The organism is Paenibacillus sp. NPDC057934 (assembly GCF_042887565.1).
In the GTDB taxonomy this organism is placed as follows: Bacteria; Bacillota; Bacilli; order Paenibacillales; family Paenibacillaceae; genus Paenibacillus_AQ.
In genome coordinates this window covers 229556-244036 of sequence record NZ_JBHVPB010000007.1, presented here as the reverse complement: position 1 = coordinate 244036, position 14481 = coordinate 229556, and the positions used below count along the sequence as shown (strand labels likewise).

The window sequence follows — 14481 nt, the reverse complement described above, 5'->3', positions numbered from 1 at the left end:
CTATCCGCTGAATTAAATCCATGGATCATTTATAGCAGCCAGGGCAAATCTTCTTTTGCTCTGGCTATATTTATGTCCCGTACGCAATCACCAGTCACCATCCAAACGCAGTCCTCAGCTATCATCCATACGTACTCGCCAAATATCACCCAAACGTACTCACCAACTATCATTCCTATGTACCCACCAGCCGCCGCCACCCATTTCTCCGTTTTCGATAAAAAATAATAGTTTCGTACAAAGCTTTTCCAGGAGAAAACCACTAATATAACAACTGTATATAATGAAGATACTTCTGGAGGAAATATGTGATGAGTACACAGAAATTGTGGTATAACAAACCAGCGGCTTCATGGTCCGAAGGTTTTCCAGTCGGAAATGGAAGATTAGCTGCAATCGTGTATGGCGGAGCAGAACAAGAAGTTTGGAACATTACGGAGTCGACCTATTGGTCTGGAAAAAGAGAACCTATTACGAGCCAGTCCTCTGGCAAGGATGATTTGGCACGACTGAGACAGCATTTTTTCGATGGGGATTATGAAGGCGGCGAGCGGTTAGCGAGCCAATTACTGGAGCCAAGCAAAGCGAATTTTGGAACCAATCTGCCTGTATGTGATGTAATCTTGAAGTTTAAAGCTGGCGGACAAAATGTTGTTCGAGAGCTTAATCTTGAAAACGCAATCACAAAGACGACTTATGAAATTGAAGGTGTCAAAATACACCGCGAATTGTTTGCTTCCCATGCAGATGGACTTATCATTTGCAAGTTGTGGAGCGAATCTCCGGATGGCGTTTCATTTAATATCCATTTGGAAGGAAAGACAGATCTATTCGAAAGTTGGAACGAGCCACAGGGCGAGGGCAGGCTCTCCTTTAAGGGGCAAGCTCTTGAGCAATTGCATAGCGATGGTGAATGTGGTGTTCGTTGTCAGGGAAGCATTCACGTTGAGACCCAGGGTGGAACCATTAGCGGAGACGCCGGATGGGTTGAAGTTACGAATGCGCAGGAAGCTATTATTTATTTTGCGATAGATACAGACTATGGCGTGACCGGCGATGACTGGCTGAGTGTCGGGGACAAAAGAAACCTACTAGCGAAAGCGAAGGGATATGAGTCTCTTAAATTGAATCATATTGTGGACTATAACAGTCTGTATGACAGAGTCAGCTTAGAATTGGAGACATCTGAACAAACGCTATTACCTACGGACACAAGAATCCGCAATGTATCACAGGGCAAAGGCGAGGACCCTGCGTTATTCGCGTTGTTTTTCCAATATGGCCGCTATTTGACCCTCTGTGGCGCAAGGAAGGATTCGCCTCTACCGCTGCATTTACAGGGGATCTGGAACGATGATCAGGCTTGCCGGATGGGCTGGACCTGCGATTACCATATTGATATCAACACGGAAATGAACTACTACCCGACGGAAACAACTCATTTGTCTGAGTCTCACCAGCCGTTAATTCGTTACATTGAACAGCTAGCAGAAAGCGGGAAAGCAGCGGCTCGGGATTTCTACGGTTGTGACGGCTGGGTTGCGCATACGGTATCCAATGCTTGGGGTTTTACAGCACCGGCTTGGCAAAATTCTTGGGGACTCAATGTCACTGGAGGCTTGTGGATTGCCATGCAGCTGCGTGATCATTACGAATATACGTTGAACGAGCAATTTTTAAGTCAAACGGCCTACCCTATTTTAAAAGATGCCGCGCTATTCTTCCTGGATTATATGGTCCTGCATCCGAAGAATGGCTGGCTGGTGACGGGACCTTCGATCTCCCCGGAAAATACCTTCCACGCCAATGGGACACAGGTACATCACTATCTGTCCATGGGAACAACGCTGGATCAGGTATTGGTGAGCGATCTGTTCGAATTTGTTTTGGAGTCAGCGGAGAAACTTGCGGTGGATGAGCAGCTACAAGCGGATTTGAAAAAAGCTATTGCGTTGCTGCCGCCACTTCAAATTGGTCAGAGAGGGCAGCTGCAGGAATGGTTGGAGGATTACGTTGAGGCGCAGCCTGAACACCGTCATCTGTCCCATCTACACAGTCTATTTCCAGCTTATCGAATCACACCGCAGCACACTCCTGAACTTAGTGAGGCTGCGCGTGTTACCTTAGAGGCTCGTAAATCAACCAACAATCATGAGGATGTGGAGTTTACGGTAGCTGCCTTTGCAGGTTGCTACTCCCGTCTACATGATGGGGAAAACGCCTATGAGCAGATTTCACATCTGGTTGGAAACCTGTGTTTTGATAACCTGTTGACTTTCTCGAAGCCTGGTATTGGCGGTGCGGAAAGCCCGATCTATGTGGCGGATGGCAATTTTGGGGGTACGGCTGCGATCGCAGACATGTTACTACAAAGTCATGCAGGAGAACTTCATTTGCTGCCAGCCCTCCCAACTTCATGGTCTTCGGGGCAATATCGCGGACTTCGGGCAAGAGGTGCCTTGGAGGTAGATGTTACCTGGTCGGAGGGACGATTGGTTGAAGCATCTGTGCACGCATTGGCCACGGGGCATACCACGCTGCGCTATGGCGGACAGACACTGCCATTCAATTTTGAAGCAGGACGCAGTTACAGCATGGATTCCGAACTACGGATACAGTAAAGAGCATATCGCAACATCCCCTCCTAATAAGGGCGAATGACTATAGCAAGAACTCTGCAGGGCTGTCTCATACGTGGATTTCCACGATAGAGGCAGTCTTGTTTCATTAGTTTAGTAACCTCTCTCTTGGATGGATAGGTCCCTGATGGATTTGACTTAAAGTTCAGTTTAATGCTTATAATAGAGGGAGTTATATTATGAACACTGGACTTGGGAGGAGAGCACTTTGTTTACAATTAAGGAAGCATCGGAAAAATTAAATTGCGCTGCTCACACGATCCGATTTTACGATAAAGAAGGGTTGTTGCCCAACATACGCAGGGACGATCATGGCAACCGCATGTTTGAAAAAAGAGATCTAGACTGGATTCGCTTGATGACTTGTTTCCGTGCAACAGGAATGAGCGTAGCGGATTTGAAACAGATCGTTGACCTTGCTTTGCAGGGGGATGAAACGATTGGGCAGCGCAGGGCCATTCTGGAAGCCCATCAAGAAGAGATCAAACGTAAGCAACAAGTGCTGGATGAGGCCTTTGAAGCCGTTAGCCAGAAACTTGAAGTGTATAACAATATCGAAAAAGGAAATCCAGAAGAACGCTTTCTCACTTACATAGATAAGTTAGATTCATCCATATAAGATTTGAATTTAGAAGAAGTCATCCTCCTTAGGAGTGGTGGCTTTTTTTGTTATGAAAGCTCTTTTCTTAAATTGCACTTTAAGATGCCAAGTGGGATTGATGAAAATAATAATTAATCAGAAAAGAGAAAGTACGAGAAGACGGGATGAATGATGTAATAATCTTGATCGTACTCGTCATATTGATTTTTTTAATTCTTAATTATTATCCCCGCTTGGTGGAAAAAGCTTGGGGGGGAGAGTCGGCGTCGATTCATGAATTCGTTAATTAAATATTGACAGTCAGACTTAAAAGATATAAACTACATAATGAAAGTTAATGCCAAAATAAGAAAGGGTGCTTTCAACATGAATTCGCAATATAAACAAAGATGGTGGGTACTGGCTTCGCTTGCTTTCGGAATTCTTGCAGTTGGACTGGACATGACGATCTTAAATTTGGCTTTGCCGATTTTGTCCAAAGATATCCACGCGACAAATGTCGAGCTTCAATGGTTTGCCAATGGTTATAATCTTGTTTTTGCGGCATTATTGCTGCCAATGGGTATGTTAGGGGATAAAGTCGGGCGCAAGAAGATGCTTCTTGTCGGATTGTTCACTTTTGGTCTAGCCTCTCTTGCGTGTGCGTATGCAGTATCACCATGGCAACTCATAACAGCGCGTGCCTTTCTTGGCTTAGGTGCTTCCATGATAGTACCTTTGTCCATGGCTGTTATTCCAGTGATGTTTACAGAAAAGGAAAGACCGAAAGCAATTGCAGTTTGGATGATGGCCAATGCAGTCGGAATACCACTAGGTCCTATTCTTGGCGGCTGGCTCCTTAACAATTTTTGGTGGGGCTCGGTATTTATCATCAATCTCCCACTAGTTATTGTAGCATTAATGGCAGTATCTTTTCTTTTACCTGAATCACGGAGCGAGGAAAAGCGTCCTATAGATTTACCAGGAGTGTTAATTTCAAGCACTGGATTGGTAGCCTTAACGTATGGTGTTATTAAAGCAGGTGAAAGAGGATGGAGTGATGTATTTTCATTAACGTCAGTTCTTGCTGGTATACTTCTCTTAACATGTTTTGTTGTATATCAAAATCGAGCCACTCATCCATTGGTTGATTCTTCACTATTCCGTTCTCGGAGTTTTGCAGGTGGAACATTAGTAGGTTCTATAATCTCTTTTGCTCTATTTGGCGTATTGTTCGCTTTGCCTCAATATCTTCAGGCGGTATTAGAAGTAGATGCGCAAAGCGCTGGTTTGAGACTATTACCACTAGTTATAGGTCTATTGATTGCAACGCCTATATCCGATGCTCTGCAGTCACGCTTTGGAACCAGGACGGCAATTGTTATTGGATCCGTACTGCTTGGAATTGGGTTGGCGATGGGGAGCACGACAGACATATCGACAGGATACGGATTTACTTCTATTTGGATTTCGGCAGTGGGTCTTGGAATTGGATTTGCACTTCCGGCAGCGATGGATGAAGCAATCTCAGCACTTACACCAGAAAGAAGTGGTGTGGGATCTGCACTTCTTATGACCATGAGACAGGTTGGTGGGACGCTAGGGGTTGCAATTCTAGGGGCTGTTTTGAACGCTGGCTATCGCAATAATCTAATCCTGAATGAATGGCCTGCGGAAGCTGCTGAAGTCGCACAACGAAATGTGTCTGCCGGTATGGCGGTTGCGCGTCAAGTAGGTTCAGATTCACTCGTTCATTCAGTTAAAACCTCTTTTATCGGAGGCATGAGTAATATGTTATGGGTATGTGTAGGAGCTGCGGTTGTTGGAATTATTTTTACAGCAGGTCTTTTAAAAGCACGACCAGTAGAGAGCAGAAACTCCACGACGAGTCTTGAAGCTAAGGAATAGTTTAGTGGTTTCTAATCATTTTTGGAAAGGAAGTGGTCGAGTTGGAGTGCAAAAAAACGGTAGCCATTCATATGAACAATGTAACTAAATCTTATGGTTCCGAACGCGGAGTGACAGATTTAAATCTTACCGTAAAAAAAGGTGAAATTGTTGGATTTATTGGGCCTAATGGAGCAGGGAAGTCGACCACGATTCGTTTACTAATGCAGATGATCAGCCCTACGTCAGGGAATATCTCTGTTCTTGGCGAACGAATAAAGAAGGAAAATCCAATGGTACGCAGCCGAATCGGTTATCTGCCTTCCGAGATTAGACTTTACCCGGATTTAACTGGAAAACAGATGCTGGAGCTTGCAGCAGGTATTCATGGGGTTGATTTGAAAGAAACAAGAATTCCCGAATATGCCCAGAGAGTGCAATGGGAGATGAAACCTCGGATTCGAAGCTACTCATTAGGAAATCGAAAGAAACTAGGCATACTGCTAGCACTTTTGCATGAGCCTGAATTACTTATCCTGGATGAACCGACCTCCGGGCTTGATCCTCTCGCTCAGCAAAGCTTCTTTGAAATTGTTCGGGAATTAAATGAAACAAACGGTACAACGGTATTCTTGTCCACGCACATATTAACTGAGGTGGATAAGCTCTGCCATAGGGTTGCTTTTATACGAGACGGGAAGATTATCCAAGATTCTTCTGTTCCCGAACTATCCAGAGGAGGAGCCCATCTGTTCGAGGTAGTCTTCAAAGATTCAGGTGATGTAAGGGAAAGATATGGATTGCTAAATATAGATTCCAAGTCGAAGTATATAGATGGAGTTTGTTGCGGAAGGGTAGAGGATGATTGCCTAAATGAATTTCTCTCTATTCTTGCTGATAAGCCCATTAAAGATTTGAATCTTAGAAAATTGTCGCTTGAGGAGAGATTTATGGAAAAGTACAGTCAAGACAAAGAAACGAAAGCCGAGGTACCCAATGATGAGTAGGTTGTTTGAATTGGAGTGGCAGCAGAATAAACGGAGTTTTTGGATCGCCCTTTGTGTTATTGCAGCGCTTCAAGCAATCCCAGCTGCTGCATCCAAGGCTTATTTAGATAGCCAAATCTACAGCGGAACAGATCGTGTGGGTTCCGCTACGCTTTCAACTTTTGAAGGATGGATGGCTGGTCAACCATTTATGTTTTTCGTGCTTCTTCTAGGATGTTTCGCAATAAACTGGTCAATAGGATCCATTGTAAAGGAGAGAGATCGTCAAACTGCTGAATTTCTTTTCTCAACCCCTCGTAGTAGAACCGATGTCTATCTTGCAAAATGTGCTGCACATGTTGTGAAAGTCGTGATTATCGCTGGCGTATCCACAGTTATTGTGTTGCTGATCGGTAAAAGTTTAGGTGTAATGAATGACGTTGTAGCTGTAAGTAGCGTTATGGTAGCCGGTCTGTTGATTATTCTCGGATTTATGGGAATAGGTTATGCACTAACGTCTTGGCTCAGTTCCGAACGCGGTGCGTTATCGCTAGGAATCGGAATTGTGTTTCTCATGTTCTTGCTTTACATGCTTTCTGATTTGACAGCGTTGAAATGGATGGGGGGTCTGTCACTCTTTAAGCTGTTTGATGTGTACGCAATAAGCCAGGGTGACGGAATTGCATGGGGCTCTGTAATTGGGGCGCTTGCCGTATTTTTAATCGGTGGTTGCGTGGGTTGGGGGAGATTAGTGCAAAGAGATTTGTAAGATAAATAATTGTTTTAATACCCTAACATGCTCTTTTTCTGATTACGGATCAATGGAAGTTGATGCTGTATGGACTTGAGTATATAAGTTGACTTTGACCCCAATTTAAGTGACAATATGCTTGAAGTCACGGTTTCGAATTTGATTTGAATGGGTTAGGAGTGCAAAAGGATGTCTAAGGTTGCTAAACAAAAAGTCGGTTTACGTGAGCGGAAAAAAGCGAAAACTATGGCCAATGTTCAGATGCATGCATTAAGGCTTTTTAGAGAAAATAGCTATCATGCAACAACAGTTGAACAAATTGCTGAAGCAGCAGAAATCTCTCCGAGTACATTTTTTCGTTATTTTGCAACAAAAGAGGATGTAGTATTAACCGATAACTATGATCCCTTTCTCGTCACGGCATTTGAAAACCAACCATCGGAGTTGAGTCCTTTGCAAGCAGTTCGAAATGCAATGATTTCGGGAATTACCGAAATAACTGACGATGAGTGGGAAACAACACGTCAACGAAATCAACTGATCATGGCGGTTCCGGAACTGCGTGCGGCAGCCCTTAATAACTTTACTCAGATGATGCAGTTATTAACACAGATTGTAGCCAAACGAGTAGGTAGTCATTCTGATGATCTAGCAGTAAGAACCTTTGCCGGTGTGGTGGTTGGGGTAAATATATCGTTAATGGAATATAGTGCTGAGGTTACCAAATCAGAGTTTGCAAAATTATTGGATGAAGCGTTAGAAGTAGTTGATAAAGGCTTGCTGATATGATAAAACATGAAAACTCAATTCTTTGTCTTACTCTCATATTGTGTGAAATAACAGATGATTGGCGATAAGCGGCGCTGATCCAATGAATGGCAGGCAGGCAGTTTCATCTACCAATTGATAGGCTGCCTCTTGCTCCAATGACCGTAAGCTTGAGCGATCGACAAACTGAGGGGTACGAGACGGGGGATTAAAAACCAGAAAAAAATGGAATACGAGCAATGAATTTAGGATGGATAGTTGACTTATCAGTTAGTCCATCAAGCTGGCGGTATCCACACTAACTCTCCTCGGCTCTTCATTACAGAACTAGAGGACTCTCTGAGCCTTCCTGAATCGCCTTCTCAATATTCTCATCAAAGCTTTCTGACATTTCGATACCTTAATCGATGTGACGGTGAGGTCTTAGCCTCAACCAACTCAGAAAAGAGATCAGACCCTCGTATTGCTCCAATAGTTTCTTCAGTTCCAAACCTTCTCTACCAACGCAAACACCAACCACAAGACCTTAGCCTTCCTGATTCCAGTTAGGAGTAGGCACCGCAGTATCGGGCAGAACCGCCACGGAGAACCTTTAAATTCCAACTCAGAGCATCGCTTATTTCGTATCATTTCTTTATGTCCTTATTTTAACATGAAAATGCAATGACATTTTGTAACAATTAGAGGGTAAGTTTGGTGCGCGCGATGTTCCGTAGTAGTTATTGATGTTATGATTGTAGATTGTAGTTGTTTTTTCAATACATATAATTTACCGATTGAAACACTTTTTTCTTCCTGCATAGTGATATTGATGATTGTCATGTTTGTTATTGATGAGATATCTGCGGTCTCTGTTTTCTTGGACACACTAATCCAACTCGTCGTTAGGCACGTACCATTCTAGAACTGGTGCGGATTTTTTGTTGTCTTTGTCCATCACTCCTGTATTGTTTTTTGAAAAAGAACTGTCAAAACGAATTTGTGCTAACTCCCTTAGCATCCTGTTGGGGCATATTCTCGTGGGCTAACGCCTTAAAAATTATCTCTAAGAATGGGATTTTAGACGATATCCGTGAATATTCCACATCTTCTTTATCATCCCAGAAAAATGGTGCTGGATTAATTTAAATCATGACTTTGCGTTAATTGGCGGGACGATAGGTAATACCATTCTGGGAACTATGCTAAGTACGGTATATCGTGATAAACTGAATGTGGAAGAAATGCTAAGAGGTGCCTCTAATTTGTAAGATAGGATAATGTTCTCAGAGGGTGCTGCCGCCCAGAATATTAAATCTACAGTATTACTAGAATCGATACATTCCACTTTCGTTAAAGGAATGCAAAATGTTATGGGTTTGCGGAGGAATCGCTGCACTTGAAATTAATTTTAGGCGTGCATTCTTGCAGCTTCCATGAAACAAGAAGGAAGGTCAGCCAAAAAACGTCGTTAGGAGTTGAGAAGATTGTCAGCAGATGAGGAACGGAACATCGGCCTACGGGAGCGGAAAAAGGCCAAGACCATGGCATTGGTTCAAAAGCATGCACTTCGTCTTTTTCGCGAACTAGGCTATAATGCTACGACCGTTGAGCAAATTGCGGAAGCAGCAGAGATTTCCCCAAGTACGTTTTTTCGTTATTTTCCAACGAAAGAGGACGTAATGATCATGGACAATTACGATCCTTTGCTAATTTCAGCATTCGTACAACAGCAGCCTGATTTGAGTCCATTGAATGCAGTGCGTAATGCAATGGTTTCAGCGACGGAGGACTTGTCAGTTGAAGAACTGGTGACGTTACGTGAGAGGAATCAGTTGATTATGACCGTTCCGGAATTACGAGCTGCTTCGCTGAACAATTTGATGCAAACCATGCAAATGATTACGGAAATGATCGCGAAAAGAGTGGGCCGAAGTCCGGATGACATAAATATCCGTGCTTTTGCGGGTGCGGTCATAGGGATTAATATTTCCGTGATGCAGTATCATGCCGAGCATCCGGATTCTGTTTTTGCTGTTTTGCTAAATGACGCATTACACAAGTTGGAATCTGGCCAATTGTTGTAGGAAATAAAAAGATGTAAGGTGCACTTTCCTGCGGTCTTTGAGCAACAGATGCCGTTTAGTGATAACAGTAAAGATAGACAATACCCCTCACTATAGGCAAATAAACAATTTATCTATTTAATTTGAAAGAAAACAGTCCAACTCTATAAGGGTTGGGCTGTTTTCTTTGTGATGCGACGCTAGGCCTAGCATTTAACTAGTCTGTGAGAGGTTTCTATGGTGGATGGAAGTTGGCAACCATTAGCCAAGGCAAGGATGTTGGTGTTAGGTGAAATCTGAAGGAAGCTGAAATTCCGATCTAAGAGACTTGAATGATATCAGGAACGAAGGGTAACAAAAGTTCGTCAGATGTGCGATTGACATGTACCTCTTTGCAAAGACGAACATCACCGCAGAAAATATTGGAACATTATTACATATTGCATCAAAGAAAGGGCTCTTTAAAGTAAACAAAGAGAAAACGGGAGTTGTCTGCATTCGCAAAATCAAATTCTTGTGATACTAAAGCAGTCCTCAAATTTGCATGCACAAGAAAAAACTATTGGTGGACTACTAATAGCCAAAATCTTTAAAAGTCTCTGTAATAGATGCTCGCCTAATAGAAGCAGGGCACGAATTCTTAACGAAATTTATTATAAGACTGTACGACTATAAACTTGAGAACCTCTGTATACCTATCGTTACGTACAGTAGTTTGGAAGAGTATCCCCCTTATTAGCTTGAAGAAAACAAAGGCTATTACAATATTATTACAAAAAACACTATTGCTTTAAAATGAAACATTTGTTATTATTATCCCCAATAAATGGTATTGATTTTTTATCTTTTTTTTCGCCTATTATTAGGTCAAGATTTTAATATTTTTGAAGAGATGAATGATAGATTGTAATGCAACGCAACGGTATACATTTAGTGTTAAAAATAGAAAATAGGAGGTCGCTAAAACATTTATAAGCGAAATACGATGCATGCTTTTGTACCTAAACGCAAACTCTATGAACGTTAGTAAGGCAGAATGTATGAGGCTTGCAAGATACGATAGTGTTCTCATAGCATCGTTCCTTCAGTTTATGGGACTGCACAGCATCATTGGTTTTTCTACGATCTATTTTGATGAAATGAAGAACGATGTTGCGTTGTGCACGGTCAATTGAAAGTCTAAGAAGATTAAAGCTATTGATTAATTATAAAATCTTCAAAATATGCTAGGCTATATCAAATGATAGTTTCATTCATATATATAATACAATATCTATCTAATAAATGCATCTTAATTTTTCAAAAAATTGTTCCCATAAGAGAAGGGAGTCTGAGTATCAATTCATGTCAATTTTTCGCCAGAACTTGAAACACAGTTGTGATGTGATGGAAAGGGAATCAAATGGATCAATTGTTAACGATATAGCTATTATTGGCATGTCGGGACTATTTCCATTGGCTTCAACACCAGATCATTTCTGGAATAATCTTATTGCCGGGGTGGACGGGATTGGCACCCTTCCGGTCAACCGTAAAGAAGATTTACAACGATATTTGCAGTTTATTGGCGCAAGGGAGTTAACCGATTCTGATGGGATATCAAACGGATATTTAGAAGAGATTGATAAATTTGACCATAACTTCTTTCATTTATCCCACGAAGAGGCTTGTCTAATGGAGCCAGTTCAGCGCTTGTTCTTGCAAGTGGTCTGGCATGCTTTAGAGGATGCTTCCTATGGGGGGGATCGGCTATTCGGGTCAAATACAGGTGTCTTTTACGGTGAGAGTGATCAAGAGGAAATTCAATACAAACAAATAGCAGGTAAAATCCTTCCTGAATCACGCTCCGAAACTCTTCTCGGAAATAGGTCCGCATTTATCCCGGGACGCATTTCCTACCTCATGGACTGGAACGGGCCAAGTATGGTCATCAATACATCCGGTTCTTCATCGTTAGTGGCATTGCATCAAGCATGTCAATCGATTCGAGCGGGGGAATGTGAACAGGCTGTGGTAGGCTCAGGCTATGTGAAAGTGTTTCCAACACCGAGGTCCGTGGGGCACAACCGATATGGAGAAGGAGTTTTCGCGTTGCTGATCAAGCCCTATTCAAGGGCAGTTGCTGACGGAGATCATATTCATGCAACGATTAAAGGATCAGCGGTTTGTCAGAGTGGACGTACTGCTGGGACAAGCTATCAAGATTTATTTTTGCAAGCATGGTCCAACGCAGGTATCCATCCTAATACCCTATCCTTTATCGAAACAGATCGATTGTCTTCCTTGCAGCAGGATTCACCCGAATGGGGTAGTTTACTAGAAGCCGCATCTCGATATGAAGGGGTAAAACCAGGTTGTGCTTTGAGCGCTCTGCCGTCCCATATTGGGGCGCTATCTCATGCATCAGGGTTGGCGGAAATCATCAAATCCATTCTAGTTCTGAAGCACAGAGTACTTCCGCCAGCACCGACAGGTCCGGAGCAAGCCAGCAATATTGCATCGGACGATTCTCCATTTTTTGTATCCGATCAACAGATTACCTTTCCAAAAAATGATCAGCCTTTGCGGTGCGGTGTTAGTTCTTTTGGGGCAAACGGTACAAATTGCCATATGGTTTTAGAAGAAGCAACATTGGCTATGGAGGGAACCTCGCCCACAAGCGCGGAAATGATTTTTACTCTTTCGGCTAGAACAGAAACAGCCTTGCAGGAAATGGTAGTTCGCTATACCAAGTGGATCTCCTATAACAAGGACTTTCGCATACAAGATGTTTGCTATTCTACGAACACTGGAAGAGGGCATTATGCTTACCGATTAGCGATGGTGGTCAGCAGCCTTAGAGAATTACAAGATTTACTGGAGGCTTTGTCCCAAGGAGATTGGCAGAATTTGAGTCAGAGAGGGATTTATTATGGTCGAACAGGGAATCAACAGGCTTTCGTTTCACAAAGCAATTTGGATCTGATGATCTATACACAGGCTAATGATCAGGAGGATAGGAACGAAAGGTTTGAATTGTGTAGGGCTTATGTTCAAGGAACAGAAGTAGATTGGAGCTTGCTGTATGGACAACCGTCCAATTATCAGAAAGTCCCTTTGCCCGGATATGCTTTTGAGAAGATCCGTTGTTGGATAGAGCCTCTTGAGAAAATACACGCTGCGGAGGAATCAAAGGAACCGGCAACGCTTAGTTCGGAAATGTCGGTTGAAGCCGTGGTAATGAAATACTTCCAAACCTATTTGGGATTCACAAATGTTAATGAATCAGCGAACTTTTATGAGTTGGGCGGAGATTCCATTACCGCTATCAAGATTGTAAAAGATGTGAATCGGAAATTACATACCGAATGCAAAGAAATTGATTTGTTGAAACATCCATCGGTGATGGAATTCAGCGAGTTTTTGAAGCAAGTCTTGAATGAGTCATCAGCTGTGGTTCATGGGATTCCAAAGGCAGAAAATAAAGCGTATTATCCGTTGTCTTCAGCGCAAAGCAGAATTTTTATTATGAGTCAATACAATCCTGATTTTACGATGTATAACACTCCTGTAGCGCTAATTCTGGAAGGTTGGGTAGATCCAGTCCGATTACAGAACGCCTTGAATAAGGTCATTGGGCGGCATGAATCCCTTCGAACATCCTTCGGGATGGTCGATGCTGATCCGGTTCAGACGATTCATGAGGATCTTACTATCCAAATGGCATATCATGATTTCCCGATAGAAGAGAGACAACTGGATGAGGAACTTAGAGAATTCACAAGACCGTTCCAATTGGGGCAGGCTCCCTTAATGCGCTGTTCTCTGTATAAGTTGACCAACCAACATCATGCATTTTTGTTCGATATCCACCATATTATTTCGGATGGAACTTCATTGCTTAATTTGTTAAATGAACTGTTTCTTTATTATGAAGGGGATGTCGAACCTGATCCCTTGTCGATTCAATATAAAGATTTCGCGGAATGGCAAAGCCAATTCCGGCGATCTGATCGTATGGAAGAGTTAAAGCGGTTTTGGATGACAAAATTATCTGGGAAGCTCCCGGAATTAAATTTGCCAACCGATTTTCCGAGACCGGCCACAAAAACTTATGTGGGGGATCAAATCAGGTTTGTCCTGGATACTCATTTGAAAGATGCGCTTTATCGGTTTTCTCAGGAAACGGGAGTAACTATGTATGTCTTATTACTGGCATTCTATCATTTGCTGCTGGTAAAGATAACGGGTGAAGATGATATCATCGTTGGTTCTATAGCTCAAGGAAGACCCTTAAGCATGTTGGATCCCGTTATTGGGATGTTTGTACATACTATCGTATTACGGAACAAATTCGGTAAGAATGATACCTTTCTCGAATTTCTAAAGCGGGTGCAGGAAAGCACTCTTCAAGCCTTTGAGCATCAAGAGTATCCGTTTGAGGATTTGGTTGCTCTCGTGAATCAGAAGCGGGACCCTTCCCGAAATCCACTTTTTGATACTGCATTTATCATGCATAACATGTACAAACAAGCGATACATGGAAATTCCATTAGAGTGCGTAAGTTTCCGTACCATAACGGTGTTTCGTTAGTGGATATGGCTTTGGAAATCCACGAAACTTCAGATGAGCTTATATTTCATTGGGAGTTCAGCACTTCATTGTTCCGGAAAGAAACAATCGTTGCATTTGGAGAGAAGTTAACTGCATTGATTGAGCAAATTCTCCGGAATCCTGATGATCCCTTGGATCAAATTGAGGGGATGTCTCCCACGAATGATTGTGTAGAAGAAGTTGAATTTCAGTTTTAGGAGAAGTCGCCTCTTTGACAAAATTTTGTTGGAC

At 42.6% G+C, this 14481-nt stretch carries 9 protein-coding genes; all 9 read left to right on the top strand.

Annotated elements, in window-relative coordinates; all coding sequences use genetic code 11:
- Nucleotides 1–311: 311 nt before the first annotated feature.
- Nucleotides 312–2621 carry a glycoside hydrolase family 95 protein gene (locus ACFVRY_RS17830; RefSeq protein ID WP_387501608.1) on the top strand — a complete coding sequence of 770 codons (2310 nt, stop codon included), beginning with the start codon at nt 312–314 and terminating at the stop codon, nt 2619–2621.
- Between the two features lie 226 nt (nt 2622–2847).
- Complete coding sequence (locus ACFVRY_RS17825) at nt 2848–3258, top strand: MerR family transcriptional regulator (protein WP_387501605.1); 411 nt, start codon at nt 2848–2850, stop codon at nt 3256–3258.
- Between the two features lie 309 nt (nt 3259–3567).
- Complete coding sequence (locus tag ACFVRY_RS17820; protein ID WP_387501604.1) at nt 3568–5127, top strand: MFS transporter; 1560 nt, start codon at nt 3568–3570, stop codon at nt 5125–5127.
- Nucleotides 5128–5168: 41 nt separating this feature from the next.
- Nucleotides 5169–6113 (top strand): ABC transporter ATP-binding protein, encoded by a 945-nt coding sequence (locus ACFVRY_RS17815; protein WP_387501603.1) that lies wholly within the window; start codon nt 5169–5171, stop codon nt 6111–6113.
- Between the two features lies 1 nt (nt 6114).
- Nucleotides 6115–6861: an ABC transporter permease subunit gene (locus tag ACFVRY_RS17810; protein WP_387501602.1), complete on the top strand. Its 747-nt coding sequence runs from the start codon at nt 6115–6117 to the stop codon at nt 6859–6861.
- 171 nt (nt 6862–7032) lie between these two features.
- Nucleotides 7033–7632, top strand: a complete 600-nt coding sequence (locus ACFVRY_RS17805; protein WP_387501601.1) for an acyl-CoA-like ligand-binding transcription factor — start codon at nt 7033–7035, stop codon at nt 7630–7632.
- A gap of 1445 nt (nt 7633–9077) precedes the next feature.
- A complete protein-coding gene (locus ACFVRY_RS17800; protein WP_387501600.1) occupies nt 9078–9677 on the top strand; it encodes an acyl-CoA-like ligand-binding transcription factor in 600 nt (199 codons plus the stop codon).
- A 995-nt stretch (nt 9678–10672) separates the two neighbouring features.
- The gene (locus tag ACFVRY_RS17795) at nt 10673–10831 is read left to right on the top strand and encodes a hypothetical protein (protein WP_387501599.1); all 159 of its coding nucleotides are present in this window, start codon (nt 10673–10675) and stop codon (nt 10829–10831) included.
- 169 nt (nt 10832–11000) lie between these two features.
- On the top strand, nt 11001–14447 hold the full coding sequence (locus ACFVRY_RS17790) for a condensation domain-containing protein (RefSeq protein ID WP_387501598.1): 3447 nt from the start codon (nt 11001–11003) through the stop codon (nt 14445–14447).
- The last annotated feature ends 34 nt before the right edge of the window (nt 14448–14481 follow it).